Below are 16,214 nucleotides of genomic sequence, written 5' to 3'. Positions count from 1 at the left end.
TACAGCCATCGCCATCCCTGGAAATGATGCCACTGGCATCACTCACGAACGCCTCCGAAATTAACCCTCTCACACCAAACCGAACAGACGGCATTCAGCTTTTTGGCTGCCCTTGACCCTCATCTGTCGCAACGTTCCCGTCCAAGCCTTTGCGAGGACAACACCGTGGCCGATCACTACCAACTCAACCTGGGTTCATTGCGCAGCAGCATCACCCTGACCCTGCACACCCACCACGCCGCCCGTATCTGGCACGGTCGAGCCGCACGCGAAGGCGTCCACTCGATCATGGGCATGGCCGGCTACATCAGTGTCACCAACCTGATCAAACAAACCGCGGCCCAGGACGATCCCTATGCCGACTGGGCCATCGTGCAACTCGAAGAAAAACTGATGCAGGCCAAGGCTGGGATGCTGGAACTGACCCAACAGTTGGATAGGATCAGACAGGACCTGCCGACACAGATCGACATGGGCGACAACCTCAACATCCACCCCGTCACCTTGCCGTTGTACATCGGCAGCCAACTGGGTTTTCTGGCGGTCTACCTGCTGACCGACTACGACACCCTGGTGCGCCGTACCCTATTGGCCCATCACACTGCCCTGATCGGTCGCATCGACATGGAAGCCTGGATCGACGACGGCGCCCATCTGCTGCGCAGCCTGTTCGGGCAGGCACAGCGCTATCGGCATTCCGGCGTCACACGCGATGACATGGCGGCGAACAACGCCCGTGCCTTGGCGGCCACCGAAAAATTGGGTCTGCCTCCACTGGACATTCTTGAGGGTATTCGCCGCTCCCAGTTCGCGCCGCCGATCATTCGTCGTGGCGCTGTGCCAGTGGATGACGCTGACGCGTTGGCAGCGGAACCGGGAGAGCCATCTGCGACGGTGGATGAGCCGGAGGACGAAGCATGAATCCGATGACCCCGGTTCAACCGATGAGCCTAGAAGTGTTAACACACGATGCCTATCGACAGCTCGAACACGCAGCCTCCCTAAAAGGCCTTTTAAAACCTTTTAAGGGTAAGGGGGAATTGGAGCACCTGGCGCAGGTGGCGAGGGAAATCGAGGCGCAGTTGTGTCACCTGATGGTGGCTGTGGTGCAGCAGGCCGGACAGCCTCCTTACTCACTGCTGGACATTCGATTGGTGCTGCAGAACACCAGCGCGGGCAGCACCTTTTTGCGTTGGCGCACCCGTGATTTTGCCCGTATGGGGGTTGCGGTCTGGGAACGCCAGGTCCGCAACAACTCCCTGTCCCAGGTCGTGCGCGAGGGATTGCACCGTTTCGAATGCGAGCGCATTGCACTGAACCTACAGATGAGCGTGGTGCATTCGCTTTACCGCCAGGCCTCGACCTGCGCGATCAAAATGGCCAGTGCCGAACGGCTGCTGCGCCAGTTCACAACCGCAGCGGAGGTATCACGATGAGTACTTTTTTCGTCGGCGAAGGCAACATCGGCAGTGCGCCAGAGTTCCAGGAATTCGCCTCAGGCAATGACGAGCCACGGCGTTTGCTACGGCTGAATGTGTACTTCGACAACCCCGTGCCACGCGAGGGCGGCTACGAAGATCGAGGCGGCTATTGGGCGCCGGTTGAGCTCTGGCACCGCGAGGCTGAACACTGGAGCACGCTGTACCAGAAAGGTATGCGTGTGCTGGTCGAAGGCCGCACCGTACGCGATGAGTGGGAGGACAGCGAAGACAATGCGCGGGTGACCTTCAAAATCGAGGCCCGTCGAGTCGGCATTCTGCCTCACCGGGTGCACAGCGTGGTTATGCGCGAACGATCCAGTGAACCCGCGGCATCTGCGCCACAAGTCGGGAAAAGTCCAGAACAGGCCAGTTCACCAGCGGCGAAACCCAGAAAGCGCAGTGGGCAGCCACCTGCGGACTGACAGACTTCAGGCATAAAAATTGCGCCTTTGCGCGAAGTTGCTGGTGTGTTTCTACACGCTGCTCGTGAAGATCCACACTGCCGTCCACCCGCAACGGGTTAGCAGGCGCGGCCCATTCAAGCCTGCCTTCACCTTCTAATATGAGGAACCTGTAATTCAGGTTTTTCATATCTCGCCACTGCTGTTTCCAACCACGCTGCTCCGAACTCAATCCGGAGCAGTTCTATGCGCCTCTTCCTCTGCGAGAAACCGTCCCAGGGTCGGGACATCGCCAAGGTACTTGGGACCACTCGGCGTGGTGATGGTTGCCTGACCGGCACACAGACAACCGTCACCTGGTGTATCGGCCACCTGTTGGAGACAGCACCGCCTGAAGCCTATGGCGCTCAGTACAAGAACTGGTCATTGGATCAGCTACCGATCATTCCCGCGCAATGGCAGGTCGAAGTCAAACTCAAGACCGCAACACAGTTCAACGTCATCAAACGCCTGCTCAGCGAAGCCACCAGCGTCGTTATCGCGACCGACGCCGATCGCGAAGGTGAAATGATTGCCCGCGAGTTACTGGAGCGCTGCCAGTATCGAGGCCCCGTCCAACGCCTCTGGTTGTCCGCACTCAACGAGGCGTCGATTCGCAAAGCCCTGTCTTCGCTGAAGTCTGAGCAGGAGACCTTTCCGCTCTACCACTCAGCCCTCGCCCGCAGCCGCGCCGACTGGCTGATCGGCATGAACCTTAGTCGTTTGTTTACCCTCCTCGGACGCCGGGCGGGCTACGACGGCGTTTTGTCAGTGGGACGCGTCCAGACACCCACCTTACGTCTGGTGGTCGATCGGGATCGTGCGATTGCCGGCTTCGTCCCGGTGCCTTACTGGAACGTTGAAGTGCACTTATCGTCGATGGGCCAGCGATTCATCGCGTCGTGGTTACCGCCATGCTCAGGACGGGACGAGTCGGGGCGTTGCCTGCAACAGGCGCTTGCCCATCACGCGGTCCAAACAATCACCGACGAGAAGTCCGCCACGGTACTCTCGTTGCAGACTGAACATTCCCGCGAAGCACCACCCTTGCCCTTCGACCTGAGCACGTTGCAGGAAGTCTGCTCGCGTAAGCTGGGGCTCGGCGTCCAGGAAACCCTGAACATCGCCCAAGCCCTGTATGAAATCCACAAAGCCACCACCTACCCGCGCAGCGATTGCCGCTATTTGCCAGAGAGTATGTTCAACGAGGCACCCACGGTATTCGATGCCCTGCGCAAAACGGATCCCGCGCTGCAGCCCACATTCGGAAGACTCGATCGATCACTGCACTCCCGCGTGTGGAACGATGCCAAGGTCACCGCGCACCACGGCATAATCCCCACCACCGAGCCGGCGAACCTTGCGCGGATGTCCGAACAAGAACGCCAAGTCTACGAACTGATTCGTAGCCACTACCTCGTGCAATTTCTTCAGCATCATGAGTTTGATCGAACCCAGGTCGAACTGGAGTGTGGCGAAGAACGATTGATGGCTGTTGGCAAACAGGTTCTGATTCAGGGCTGGAAAGACTTGCTCTACGACGCTGCGGAGGCGGATGAGCCCAGTCAAAAGTCGCAAGTATTGCCCGCCTTGCAACAAGGCACGCAGTGCGCAGTGGACGACGTCGAACTCAAATCCATGCGCACCGCAGCTCCCAAACCTCTCACCGAGGGCGATCTGATCAAGGCGATGAAAAACGTCGCCAAGCTGGTCAACGACCCACGCCTGAAACAGAAACTTCGGGACACCACCGGTATCGGTACTGAAGCCACGCGAGCCGGCATTATCAAAGGGTTGATTGATCGCGGTTATTTACTGAAGAAAAAACGCGCCTTGATGGCCACCGCCGCGGCCCATACCCTGATCGAGGCGGTACCGGCAGCAGTCGCAGATCCGGGTATGACCGCAATCTGGGAACAGGCGCTGGACGAAATCGAAGCGGGACGCCTGACCCTGGATGCGTTCGTCGCCAAGCAGGCGAACTGGATTGCGCAGTTGGTCGCACACTGCCGCTCACTCACTTTGGCAATAGCGGTCGAAAGGAGCCCGGGCTGCCCCATGTGCAACGCCTCAATGCTCAGGCGAAAGGGGAAATCAGGGCCGTTCTGGTCATGCTCCCGCTATCCGGATTGCAAGGGCACGGTGTCGATCAGTAAAGATACGCGTCGCTCATGATGTTCCATAGGACGATCATCATGAGAATGGTGCGCTCTCTGCCTTGACCTCGTCCCACCCTCTCTGCTGTAGTGCCTCAGGATCATCGCCAACGGCGACCCAAGACCGATTTGCTCCGGGTAGCTCGGTCGAGCTCTTCGAGTTCGGAGCCTTCTCTTCTGCGGAATTTAATTCCCGTTTTTTGCTCGACCTGATTGTGGTAGCGGGTGACCACTGTTGCCTCTACCCGGCAACAGCGGTCATCCGCTTCGGCGATCGTATTCAGTCCCGGAGTCCACCGGGGAAACACTGGGCACCCTTTGTGCGCGGATGCGTGCCAGCAGGTTCCGACCCAGGCCACGACAAGGGTCGGTTGGCGAATCATGGCGCAGTTCAACCAAGTGTTGCGAGGCGCTTGTCGACTGCGTAAGACCGCCAAAGGTGGTTTTTCTCTTCCTCGCCTGGCACCCTGCCGGGCCCACTCTTCATTTTTTTCATTTTCTTAATTCCAGTGACTTCCACCGTATTCCGGCCTTAAAAAATCGGGTTGCAGCGTCTTGACGCTCCCCTGTGACAGGCTTATACAAAGGCCGTGGTTCGCTGTCGTTGACAGCCCAGCCCAGGTAGCTTGAACCTTCAAGGCTACGCCACGTTCGTGGTGGTTTACCCAAGTGCGATCAGCGTTCGGAAGCTCGCACGGTTACCGCTTCAGCGGTGATGAATGCCCACTACTTCATGCCTGCGGATCACTACCGCAGACGTTTCTCTGCTGCACCGCTGTTCCCCCAGACGCATCGTTCTGATCGTCATCGGCTTGCCGGTGTCTAGTCGTTCATCGTTCGACTCCACCTTACCCACCCTGACGGGGCTCACTCTCCTGTCAGGGATTGTGCGTCACCGTTTTCCCTTGAAACAGGAGAACCACCATGGCCCACGCCAACCACTCCCAAGAAGCGACTACTTACTTCAATCTGCACACGGTCGGTATCGGCTACCTCAACCGTGTGCGTGAAGTGCAAGTCCGCCGTGGACAACCATTCATAGCCTGCGATATCGCAGCGCTGCACGGGGCCAGCGATGCGGTGGAATACACCCGCTTCGACTGCAAAGTCGCTGGGGGCGAAGCTGAACGCTTAATTCGTCTCTATATGGACGCCGTCAACGCCGAGAAAAAGGTCTTGCTGTCGTTCCGTATCGGCGACCTGTGGATCGATCCGTTTCTCTACGAGAAAGGCGATAAACAAGGTCAACCGGGCGCCAGTCTGAAAGGTCGTTTGCTGTTCATCGACTGGATCAAGGTCAACAGCACGTACGAGTACAAAGCGCCCGCCAGGCAGGAAGCAACAGCACCGGCTGAGCAAGCGCCCACCAGTGAGCCATCCCCACCATCGGCTGGTGCCGAAGCTGAGGAGACCGACAACCCAACAGAGGCTCGGGTCGAACCTGAATCGCCACCCGCTCCTCGCACGGCTCGCCGTGATGCCACCCATACCGTTCAGTCCGCCTGAACAGTCCACGATGTTCCTCATCAAGGCGCTCCTCGAGCGCCTTTTTTCTTCAATCGGCACAGGAGACCCAATATGGAATCCTTCTGGCTTTGCGACGACTGCTTGTTCGCGGCTGCTTACGAGGACTACAGCACGTTATCGCTCTACTACACGACGGATGAAATCGAGAAACGCATCGCCGGCATCCATCGTGGACTGGTTCGGTTAATGCCCATCAGTGCCGACTTCGATCCCGAAACCGGCGGGGGAGTAAAAGCCTTTTCCCCATTGCCCTGCGACGGTTGTGGCTCACCCCTGCACGGTCAACGCCACCGATTCACTCGGCTGTAAACATCTCGTCATCGGCTAATGCCCGCGACTCTCTATCCACCTCGGGGATACCACTCCCCTCGGGTGTGTACCCCTGATGGTTCCCTTCGGAGGTACCACCATGAGCACCCCACTCACACTGATTGAGACCTCGGATTTCGAGGCTGATCGTATCGTCCAAGAAAACCAGGTGATCGACGAAGCACTGCATATTCTGGATCGTCGGCTGTTCGCCCGCGGCCCTAACCTGACGTCGCCTGACGCCGTGGCTTCATACCTAAAACTGCATCTTGTGCAACAAGAGCATGAAGTCTTCGGTGTGATATTTCTCGATGCCAAGCACCGGGTGTTGGCGTTCGAAGTCCTCTTTCACGGCAGTATTGATGGCGCCAGCGTTTACCCCCGCCAAGTCGTTAAGCGTTCCCTAGCGCATAACGCCGCGGCTGCCATTTTTGTTCATAACCACCCGTCAGGTTGTACAGAACCCAGCCAGGCGGATCACATCTTGACTGCATGTAGGTTCACAGAAAAGCTGCACGCTTTCACAAATAGATGACCGGCCGGGCTTCAACCATGGCCCCTGTCGGTCACCATCAAGCCCGCCTTCGCGGGCTTTTTTTTGCCTGGAATTCCTGCCGGGGCGCCCTACTCCGCTCATTGGAAAATGATGCAGATGGGGGGATTTGAGGAAGTGATTTGATGGGGCGCTGGAAGTGCTGAGAGGGTCGGCGGGCGGATCTGAGCAGCAGAGAGATTGAGAGGACTTTAAAACTAATATTTGAACACCTTAATAGTTAATTAAGCGTACGTGTTAAGTATTAATTTGAACAATTTAGTATGGAAATGGAATTTGGTGGAAGTTGCCATTTTGGATTTTTTGTAGATTTCGAAGGGATGTTGGAATAAGATCTATGACCAACTTTTCCGCTTTGCACTGAAGATTTTCAGCCAAATCAGCTGTTTGAAGCGAGAGCTTCAGACCTGATCCAAATTGCTCCAGCGATCACGAAGTGGCCGTTTAGAAATAAAGAGAGCAAGCCGATTGCTTTAGATTCTGATCAGTCATGAGAGTCATGACCAATGAGAGAAAAGGAGACCTGAAAATGTAGAAAAACGCGATCAATCCCGAGAGGACTGACCGCGCTTAGCGAAGCAGACTTGCGTCCTCAGAACCCGCAATGTCTGCTTTTTCGAAGCGACTGTCAATCCTCTCCCATTTTTTCGACCTTAGCGAGGTTACTCGACGGCACAGTGTTGCCTGTCGAAAGGCCTCACTTCGCCCGCCCTGCGCCTTGATTTTTTGGCGCAGCGTCGGCGCTCGTTTCGAGATTTTCGGAGGTGTTTCATGACAGTACGAAAGGTGGTCACGCGGCGGTCCAACCATTACCGCGGCTACTTCCCATCGCTCAAAAATAAAAAGCCTGTGCCCTGGGAGTCCCAGCTCGAAGGCGCTCTTTTTCGGCTTCTTGAGCTGTCTCCTGCGGTCATCGGCTACGTCCCGCAGCCCAGTGAGGAACGTGTTCCATCGCTCCAGGGCTACTTCAAATATTACCCAGACGTACAGGTTTTCCTCGCGGATGGGCGCGAGTGGTGGTTTGAAGTGAAGCCTCACGACCGACTGAAGATTGCCAGCGTCAGGCAGCGACTGGATGCCGCTGAGCGCTACTTCAACGCCACTGCCCGTAACTTTTCGGTGATCACTGAAAAGTTAATTGAAGCTGAACCCCTGGCTACCAATCTTAGAAGGCTGATGTATCACCGGCGCGGTCCAGAGCTTTCGCATCAGGCGTTGGAGGAGGTAATGGCGACCTTCAACGAATGGCCGCCTATGACCGTTGCAGATCTGCTCTACGTGGTTGGTGAGGGGAAAGCCTGGCGCTTGTTAGGCCTTGGGGTGGTGGGCATTGACCTTGATAGGTCAATTGACACTGACTCCCCGGTCTTCCTGCAAGGGGGGCACCGTCATGCAAACCTTTTCCCTTAGGGTGAAATTGGTCGTCATCGTTCGTGGCGTACTGATGGTGCTTGAGAAGAGGCTTATTGACCGGAAGCTGCTCTTTTTCGATGAGCTTGGTGAGCCCACGAAGCTATCCGAGAAGGAGTTCTATGAGGCCTACGAGAAGCGCGAGATCGAGATCTCCGCTGATCAGCCATACCTTGGGAAGGTTCCGTATGTGCGGAACGTCCCTCCAGATATTTCATGCTTCCCCAAAAAACATGGAGATGAGGCATTGCGTCGACGCAAGTATCTGGACGACCTAACTAAGCGCGGTAAATACAAGCTACCGGGTGACGAAGACATGATCAAGAAACTTAGAGATATCGCCAAAAAGATTGGGGATGCGTGCGCACCCTCGGTTTCCACTATTCGACGTTGGGCAGCCAAATACATTGGCCAGAACGTAGTAAAGCTTATCCCTCAGCATGCCAAAAAGGGTCGGGCTGCCGCGATACAGGGAGAGCTCGAAGTTATTCTTGAAGGGGTGATTAATAAAACCTACCTGCAGGATACGATTCCAGCGGTCAGCGTGGTCGTTTCAGAATTCGAAGATCAGATAAAAGAGAGGAACAAAAGTCGTTTGCCTTCGGATCAGCTCAAGATCCCAAGCGGAATGACTGTCCGAAGGTACATCGCCAAGCTGGATCCGTACCTTGTGGATAAGGAGAGGCTCGGAAAACACGCAGCAGACAAGAAGCACCGTGTTGCGGCGGGTGTCCTACGTGTCCATGAGATTTTGGAACGTTGGGAAATTGATCACACCTTGTTGGACGTCCAGCTTGTGGATGAAACCTCGGGGCTGTGCATTGGGCGCCCCTATCTGACGATCGTCCTCGACCGCTTCTCTCGAATGGTGATGGGATATTTGCTCCACCTGTCGGCGCCAAATACGGAAACCGTGCTTCGTGTGATCGAACGCTCAATCCGTCCAAAAGCCGAATTGCTGAAGCGCTTTCCGAAAGTGAGAAATGAATGGTGGGCACGTGGGCTGCCGGCTCGAATAGTCCCAGACAACGCAGCGGAATTTCACGCGGGCGATCTCATCATGGGATTCAACGAGTTGGGTATCGAGATCATGTATCCCGCTTCAAGGGCCCCTCAAAGGAAAGGTGCCGTCGAACGCTTTTTCAGCACACAGAACCTGGGGCTTATCCACAACCTCCCGGGTACCACCTTCTCGAATATCCAGCAGCGTGGCGATTACGACTCGGAGAAGAATGCATGTTTCACGCTCCCTCAATTGGAGGCGGTGGTAGTGAAATGGATCGTCGATGGTTACCACCAGACTCCTCATCGGGGGCTGGACAACAGAACACCGGCTCAAGTCTGGGGGACTAGCGAGGCGAACCATGTCATCAGCCTTCCCGTCGACCTGGACTCGTTGGAGTGCATTCTGGCCAAGCGGGCCTCGGTGAAGGTTCACCATTACGGCATCGAGGTTGCCAAAGTGGGCTACCACTCTACGGAACTTGCTGAGCTCCGTATGCGTTTGGCAGACGGAGAAAAGGTAAACGTCCGCTATCGAGACGAAGCCGGGCACGTTTGGGTTCACGACCGCTTCAGAAACTTGTTCTTCAAAGTGCCCGCCAAAGATGAGCGAATGGCCGGTAAGAGCAGGGAGGTGTGGAAGGCTGCCGAGAAAGCGCTGCGAGAAAAATATAATGAGCAGCCTAGCTTCGAGGCTACGCACAGGTGCTACCAGGAAATTATGGAAGATGCAGACGAGGCCCGCCGTTCGCAGACGCTCAGAAAACGACGCGCAGCTGCCATAGCGAAAATCGACAAGGAGGGTCGAGTGACCGAAAGCACGCCTCCACCCAAGGTACTCGCTGAAGTGGAATGGACCGGTGACTCTATTCCTAACATTCCGCCAGCAGCCTTCAAGGTCTCGGTTCGTCGCCCTGCTGGGAGTTCTAAGCCATGAACGCCATCAATCTGTACGAATGCTACGAGCATGGTGAATACAGCTTTACGCTCCGCGATCGTTTTATTCACAGCCCTCAAGTCGAGCGAGCGTTGACGCGACTAGGCGATATCCACGGCGATAGTCGGCGTACCAGAGCAAGTAAAGGGTTGCTGATCCAAGGTCCAAGCGGAGTGGGCAAGAGCACATTGGTCAAGGAGTACATTCGGTCATTGGAGGAATTGGAGAGCCATGACCCACAGAAGCGGACAGTTCTGTTCGTCGAGATGCCTTCGTCTCCAACCAAAAAGAACCTGGCAGCAGCCATTTTGGCAGAGCTGAAGGATCCCTTCGCAGAGGCACGAGGACATTCGGCAGAGGTTAAATTTGCGCGAGTAGTCCTGCTGCTGAAGAACCTTGGCGTGGAGATGTTGGTCCTCGATGAGGCGCAGCACCTGGTCGATTATCGTCGTAATGGTGCGTATGAGGCAGCAGACTGGATCAAGAGTCTGATGAATGAAACCAGTATCGCGTTTGTTCTGATTGGGCTGAAGCGCACCGAAAATCTCCTGCTAGCAAACGAGCAACTGCGACGCAGGTTTTCGGCCACGGTGGCATACGATCGCTTCACCTTCTCCGCTAATACGTCTCTTCATTTCGTGATGTTGTTGCAGGCAATCGAGGGCGAACTGCCTGTTCAAACCATCAGTTTTGTAGAGCCAGCGATGATTAAACGCTTCTACCTGGCTTCCTATGGATTGATCGACTACCTCATCAAGATTGTGGACAGGGCTGTTTGGCTGGTTCAAGTCCAGGACCTTGTCGGGATTGAACTTCCTGTGCTGGCCCAGGCTTTTGAAGACGAGGTTTGGAGCTACGCCACCGAGGATCGAAACCCCTTCAGTGCGAGCTTCAATTTCCAGCCTCTGTTCGGGAAGCGGGAGCCGTTTGAGACGTTCGAAGAGAGCAGTACCTGACGGCCAAGGGCCGGGCTTATCGGCCCGGCTCTACTCCCCTGATTTTTATGTCTTCGATTTCATGGATGTGTAGGAATGTTTGGTCTTTTAATCAACCCACGACCACACCAAGACGAAAGTCTTTTGGGGTACCTGCAGCGCCTGGCGAAAGCCAACGGATTACCCAGAAAGGAACTGCTCACCGCCTTTGCACGAGCCGACGAGACCGATGTTGCGGACTGGCTGCAGATGATGGAAGGACCACTGAGCTGGCCTGCGGTATCTGCTGAGTTTCGTGATCCAAGGCCCAAGGGGGTCAAGTTATGGACGACTCATCACGCTCGTTACTGTCCGATCTGTTTGGGCGAAGCCGGTTATTGGAGAGAAAGCTGGGGCTTGACCCTGGTTACGACGTGTTCTGTCCACGGCACTGAACTCCACGGGCGGTGCCCCAACTGTCTGAAGGAAACCGATCCAAGCGCAATGAGTGCGAATAGTTGCCAAGCGTGTGGCACCTCATTGAGTGGGACCAATTTTGAGATCGCGCCGGCGAGTGATACGGCCGCCTGGCTCACCTCTGGCTTTGAAGATAGGTTTTACGCCGACTCGTTGCCAGCTGACGCGGGATTGGCGGCCCTCACCTACGAACAGTTTCACGAGTTGTCATCGCGTCTCGCTGTCAGAAGTTTGCCTACGGAAAGAACCCAGCCGCTGAAGGTTGCTGATTCGGGTTCGCTAGAGATATCGCGGCTTATGGCAAACGCGGCGGGCGTGGTTCTCATGAACTGGCCTCTCGCATTCAGAGAACTGCTGAGTGGCCTCAAGGCAGTCCATTCCGATAACGAACATTGGACGCTCAGCAGATCGTTCGGCCCGATATACCACGACATCCACCGTGATCTGGATGACTCTTGTTTTGACTTTCTTCGTCGAGAGTTCGAATCATTTCTGCAGCATGCGTGGGAAGCACCGTTAGCGAAGCGAAATCGCAATTTGAGTGAGGAGACGATTGAGAGACATCGTTGGGTGTCGTTCGATTCTGCTGCTGAAGCTTGTGGTCTCGGGGTATCAGTCATAAAACGCCTTCATCAGGAGGGACAAATCGCCTATCGGGAGAAGGTCCATGAAGATCGAGTCTTTACGGTCGTGGACCTGGATCATTTGAAGGCAATCTCGCAGCATCTCCAGGGCGTGGCTGATATGAAAGAAACCTCGACTTTGCTAAGCCTCTGTCGCAATCGGGTTAGGCAGCTGCTAGCTGGTGGTACCCTCCAGTTCTTTGGTGGAGAACCGCGCCCAGGCGAAAGGTGGCTGATTGACTGCCGCTCGATCAACGAATTGATTGATGAGAAGCTGCCTACCAGCTCTGACCAGAGCCTGGTGTCGATCAACTACTTGGCCAAGCATTCTCTGCCCAAGGGGGGTGGGTTGGTCGAGTTGGTTCAGGCAATACGTGCAGGTGAACTTCGCGCTTACGGCCCAGCTGAGAATGGCTCGGTTGCGGTAGGGGCGTGGTTACTCAAGCCGCAAGATTTTGCAGCGTGGCAACAAGCCCGAGCTGAGAACAAGAGTCCGGTCTTTCCCGGCCTGTCGGTAGTCAAGGCTGCTGCGCTGTTAGGCGTCAAAGAACAATGCGCATACGCGTTCGTTCGACTGGGTCTGCTATGGAGCACTGCTGTCGAACGAGGCCGGCGTACGCAATTGATGGTTAAGCCTCAAGCCATCGACAGATTCAGGCGTGGCTATATCTTGGGACCGGAGATTGCGGTGTATTTGGGGAAGTCGACCAGGGAGGCGTTCAAGCACCTTTGGGAGGCCAGGTTTCGCCCCGTTGCGGGGCCATCCATTCCAAACGCGGCTTGCCGGCAGTACGTTTGGGTAAGAAGCAAAAAGCTGATCGATTACCTCGCAAGTGAAGCCGCCCAGATCGACGATCCTGAAGCCATCACGTTTTTATCCACACCGATCGCTCAGCCTCGTGATTGCCGATTCAGGCATGTGGGATCAAGATAGTTAGCACGCTTTCTTTCTTGATTGCTAAAATCATCGAACCCATTTTGGAGAATCTTATGTCCCGTCTCGCTGAATTCCGCCTGCTCGAACAACAGCTCGCAGCCCAACTGGCGGAGCTGGAAGCGCTGAAAAATGACTCTGCCCTGAAGCAGGAAATGGAATTTGAAACGAAGCTGCGCAGTTTGCTCAACGAGTATGGCTACGGCCTGCGCCAAGTGGTGCTGATCCTCGATCCGCAAGCGGTGGCTTCCACTGATATGGCCCCAAAAACCTCTCGGAAACCACGCGAAGTAAAGGTCTACAAGAATCCACACAGCGGAGAGGTTGTTGAGACCAAGGGTGGTAATCAGCGTACGCTTAAGGCCTGGAAAAACGAGTATGGCGCTGAGGTAGTCGAGTCTTGGCTCGCCAATTGATTGCACTGCAGGCGGCTTCTGGCACGAGATGAATCGTGGTGCGCCCCGAATGCAAATTCCCATTCTGGGGCGTGACGAAATTTTCTGCGGGTGGTGGTGACACACAGTTTATGCGCATTAAATAGAGGTCCACTTCAAAAAATGGACTCTCCAAAATGCGGAATGCTCTCGTCTCAATCTCAGTGAACACCATCGCAAGCCTCCTGACTGCGCTTGTGCTTCACTGGATCACCCGTCCTCTTTCCGACCTCTCCATTCAGCCAATCACGGCCTCAAACTCTGGATCCAAGAGCTCTTCGTGCTCTTCGTAGATGAGAAATCTGGACCAGACAGCACGTTTCTGAACCACCCCATCAGAGCAAGCGTTCCCCTGGATTGAGCTATCTGGTGACGATTCGTTGAGTTTCTTCTCACTGCTAGGAAGAGCTCTGATTAAAAATTCGTGCTTCCTCAGAGGCTTAGCGATGGTGTCTGTAGAGGCTTTTCTGGAATGACGAGTAAGCTCCTGATGGAGGCGTTTTCTGCACTCCATCCCTCACGGGGACCGCTTGTCAAATCGAAAGGCCCTGCTATACAGTTCTTGTCAAAGGATTTGTCAAATGATGTAGAATCCGGTCCCTCGTTGGGCGCGGTGGAGGAGTTAACATGTCAGAACGCGAAGGGGTCTTAGCAAGGGCGCCGCTTATCTATGCGTTGAGCGTAATCAGATTTGCCCCGATTCTTAAGCTGCCAAAGCTGATCCCAGACATTCAGCACACGATCCGTCAGAGCCTCCCGGGCTTCTTCCAGATGGTCAAGGGCGTGCCGCCTGGAGTGATGCACAGCGGAGAACCGAATTCTTGGGCGTTCCTTAATCGGGATGCTGACTACGCGTGCGTGCTGGCCATGGATCACATGATCCTGCAAAGCACAAATTATCTTCATTTTGATAACCACTTAGCGCTTTTCCGTGAGTGCATTGAGGCGCTGGTAGGGCAAGCAGGTGCATTGGATATCACCGCTATCGGGATGCGGTACGTCGATAAAATTGAACCAGCTGAAGGTGAGACCCTAGCCGACTACCTTCCGGAAGCCATGCTCCCACTTAAATGCGATGAGCTAGCGGCGCATGGGAAAGTCCCCAAGGAGCAGCTTGGAATCTCTACTACCACCTACCATCTAGATCCGGAGTATCTGCACATCAGATGCTGGCGGCAGACTGGTATGTGGATACCGGAAGATTTGGTCGAGCCGGCCATGGTTTTCGAAATTGCTAAGCAATCGAGGAATTCATCCAAGCATGGTGCTCCTCTGCAAGGTGCATTTGTGCCTGTTAGCGAAAATGGTGCTCTTCTCGATACGGATGCGCATTGGCCGCTGCAGTTAGCCGAACGACTGGGAACCGAGGAGATCTGCACGAGACTCGACGGTTTGCATAAGACTGCTAACTTTGCTTTTAGGACAGTCGCGAAAGATCATGCCTTTGAGGTTTGGGGGAAGGCGAAATGACTACAGCAATGAATGGGCAATGGATTGATCCTACCGGGGCTGCTGTAAGCAGATCTTCTACTTGGGAAAACCCTGAAATTGCTCCGCGTGTAGGTAGCACGACAGCAAACCCTGTATTGGCGATTGCTTTCACAGCGATGCTGGCCGTTTCGGTAGTAGTCGCTCCTGGGACTGCCTCCCTGCCCTATCCACAACTTATCGGCTCAGCAGGCATGAGCTTTCATGGCGTGCATGCTGGTGCCTGGACCGAGGTGGACACCAGCCAGGATGCCAATGTTACCGAAGACGTAGCGCCGGCCTTAATCGAGGAGCTTAGGAGCGACTTCAAGTTGTCAGATAGCTCCATCGCGCAGATCTTCAACGTGTCTCGTCAGACCGTGTACAATTGGCGGACTGGAAAAACCGCCACTGGTTTTCCCGAGAGGCTTGCGGCTTTAACTGAGGCGTTGCGCCAAGTTAACGCCGAAGAAGCGCAGTATCTGCATCGGGTGCTTTTCTATCCAACCGCCGATGGCCGCCTGATTCAGGATGCGCTTTCGGATGAAGCGTGGAATCGAAATGGCGCTAAAGGTGTGTACGGAATGGTTGCGGAGTTGGCTGGCAAGGCGCAGCAGCTACGTGATAGGGACCTCAAAACCATCGCCAGGTTAGAAAAATCGGGCGGTTCGAATTTGGTTTGATTATGGCTGATACACCTGAGCAAGAGATCGTAAGTGCCATTAGCGCTGCTGGTTGGCTGCAAGGAGATACCGTCTCAGGTGACGCCTTGATTGAACACATATCCGAGGAGGTCCTGAAAGGCCAATTCGAGGGGGTGGCTCCAGCTTATTGGATGTTGGCCTCCCATTCCTGCACGGTGCATGCACGCAACCTTTGTGATGCGCCGTGGATAGAGTGGATTGCCGTTAAGGTAAAGAAAAAGGCCTTTGATAAGCAGCTGCACGCCCTCAATCCACGTACGCTGCACCTGCAGCACGCGGAAAAGCAGGTTTTGGAGCTCAAGATTCACAAGCGTGTGTGGACCAAGAGAGCCGTGCTTCCGACGCTCCACCGAAATCCGGTAATCACGCTGAGCGAAGAAAACGGTCAGTATTTCTCATACTGGATGTCCCACCATTACAACCGTATTGCGATGCCGGACGAGTTGGTCAACCGCCTGAAGGCAGACCAAGGTGACGACGGCATGAAGGGCATCGCCGTGCTTGTCGACGATTTCCTCCATCAGAACAACCAATTTTTCGCTAGTGCTTGGGTTTCCTTCAACCCCAAGGGCGAGATTCGCGACCCGGCTGAGCCCTACGAGGTGGTGTTCCGGTTTTTGACCAAACGAGAGCACGCCAGGCGCGCAAATGAGCTGCACGACCAGCTGAATGAATTGCTCGGGGTGGCCAGAAATCTCAACGATGGGCTGTACTTGGGGATTCCATGACCATCCGGACACCCATTCCACCAACATCCGGACACTGATTCCACGCTGATCCGGACACTCATTCCACGATAATAAGTACACTTTAAGGCAGGCAGCAACGCAGGATTATTCACTACCA

General features: G+C 55.1%; 15 protein-coding genes. All 15 read left to right on the top strand.

What is annotated here, in order from left to right; genetic code table 11:
* Positions 1-165: 165 nt before the first annotated feature.
* The 15 genes from YA0848_RS29055 to YA0848_RS28985 all read left to right on the top strand — a co-directional run bounded on the left by YA0848_RS29055 (position 166) and on the right by YA0848_RS28985 (position 16,096).
* Positions 166-921, top strand: a complete 756-nt coding sequence (locus YA0848_RS29055; protein WP_184316537.1) for a PFL_4669 family integrating conjugative element protein — start codon at positions 166-168, stop codon at positions 919-921.
* A complete protein-coding gene (locus YA0848_RS29050; protein ID WP_184316535.1) occupies positions 918-1,436 on the top strand; it encodes a DUF3158 family protein in 519 nt (172 codons plus the stop codon). Before YA0848_RS29055 ends, YA0848_RS29050 begins: the two co-directional genes overlap by 4 nt.
* Complete coding sequence (locus YA0848_RS29045; protein ID WP_169868541.1) at positions 1,433-1,903, top strand: single-stranded DNA-binding protein; 471 nt, start codon at positions 1,433-1,435, stop codon at positions 1,901-1,903. Before YA0848_RS29050 ends, YA0848_RS29045 begins: the two co-directional genes overlap by 4 nt.
* 225 nt (positions 1,904-2,128) lie before the next feature.
* A complete protein-coding gene (locus YA0848_RS29040; RefSeq protein WP_184316533.1) occupies positions 2,129-4,096 on the top strand; it encodes a DNA topoisomerase III in 1,968 nt (655 codons plus the stop codon).
* A 905-nt stretch (positions 4,097-5,001) separates the two neighbouring features.
* On the top strand, positions 5,002-5,583 hold the full coding sequence (locus YA0848_RS29035; protein WP_184316531.1) for an STY4534 family ICE replication protein: 582 nt from the start codon (positions 5,002-5,004) through the stop codon (positions 5,581-5,583).
* Between the two features lie 72 nt (positions 5,584-5,655).
* Positions 5,656-5,913 carry a hypothetical protein gene (locus tag YA0848_RS29030; RefSeq protein WP_184316529.1) on the top strand — a complete coding sequence of 86 codons (258 nt, stop codon included), beginning with the start codon at positions 5,656-5,658 and terminating at the stop codon, positions 5,911-5,913.
* A 100-nt stretch (positions 5,914-6,013) separates the two neighbouring features.
* A complete protein-coding gene (locus YA0848_RS29025) occupies positions 6,014-6,448 on the top strand; it encodes a JAB domain-containing protein (protein ID WP_184316527.1) in 435 nt (144 codons plus the stop codon).
* 789 nt (positions 6,449-7,237) lie between these two features.
* Positions 7,238-7,876, top strand: coding sequence for a TnsA endonuclease N-terminal domain-containing protein (locus YA0848_RS29020; RefSeq protein ID WP_011953077.1), 639 nt, complete (start codon positions 7,238-7,240; stop codon positions 7,874-7,876).
* Positions 7,857-9,815 (top strand): DDE-type integrase/transposase/recombinase, encoded by a 1,959-nt coding sequence (locus YA0848_RS29015; RefSeq protein WP_016497347.1) that lies wholly within the window; start codon positions 7,857-7,859, stop codon positions 9,813-9,815. The genes YA0848_RS29020 and YA0848_RS29015 overlap by 20 nt, the downstream gene beginning before the upstream one ends.
* Positions 9,812-10,771, top strand: coding sequence for a TniB family NTP-binding protein (locus YA0848_RS29010; RefSeq protein ID WP_010951429.1), 960 nt, complete (start codon positions 9,812-9,814; stop codon positions 10,769-10,771). The genes YA0848_RS29015 and YA0848_RS29010 overlap by 4 nt, the downstream gene beginning before the upstream one ends.
* 75 nt (positions 10,772-10,846) lie before the next feature.
* On the top strand, positions 10,847-12,763 hold the full coding sequence (locus YA0848_RS29005; RefSeq protein WP_010951430.1) for a TniQ family protein: 1,917 nt from the start codon (positions 10,847-10,849) through the stop codon (positions 12,761-12,763).
* Positions 12,764-12,819: 56 nt separating this feature from the next.
* On the top strand, positions 12,820-13,179 hold the full coding sequence (locus YA0848_RS29000; protein WP_010951431.1) for a histone-like nucleoid-structuring protein, MvaT/MvaU family: 360 nt from the start codon (positions 12,820-12,822) through the stop codon (positions 13,177-13,179).
* 645 nt (positions 13,180-13,824) lie between these two features.
* On the top strand, positions 13,825-14,667 hold the full coding sequence (locus YA0848_RS28995) for a TIGR04255 family protein (RefSeq protein ID WP_010951432.1): 843 nt from the start codon (positions 13,825-13,827) through the stop codon (positions 14,665-14,667).
* On the top strand, positions 14,664-15,347 hold the full coding sequence (locus YA0848_RS28990; protein ID WP_126404318.1) for a transcriptional regulator: 684 nt from the start codon (positions 14,664-14,666) through the stop codon (positions 15,345-15,347). The genes YA0848_RS28995 and YA0848_RS28990 overlap by 4 nt, the downstream gene beginning before the upstream one ends.
* A 2-nt stretch (positions 15,348-15,349) precedes the next feature.
* Positions 15,350-16,096 (top strand): hypothetical protein, encoded by a 747-nt coding sequence (locus YA0848_RS28985; RefSeq protein ID WP_232925205.1) that lies wholly within the window; start codon positions 15,350-15,352, stop codon positions 16,094-16,096.
* Positions 16,097-16,214 lie beyond the last annotated feature (118 nt).

The sequence above is a fragment of the Pseudomonas sp. S4_EA_1b genome (assembly GCF_016307435.1).
In the GTDB taxonomy this organism is placed as follows: domain Bacteria; phylum Pseudomonadota; class Gammaproteobacteria; order Pseudomonadales; family Pseudomonadaceae; genus Aquipseudomonas; species Aquipseudomonas rhodesiae.
The sequence above is the reverse complement of the archived record's forward strand: the minus strand, read 5'-3'. Positions and strand labels throughout refer to the sequence as shown.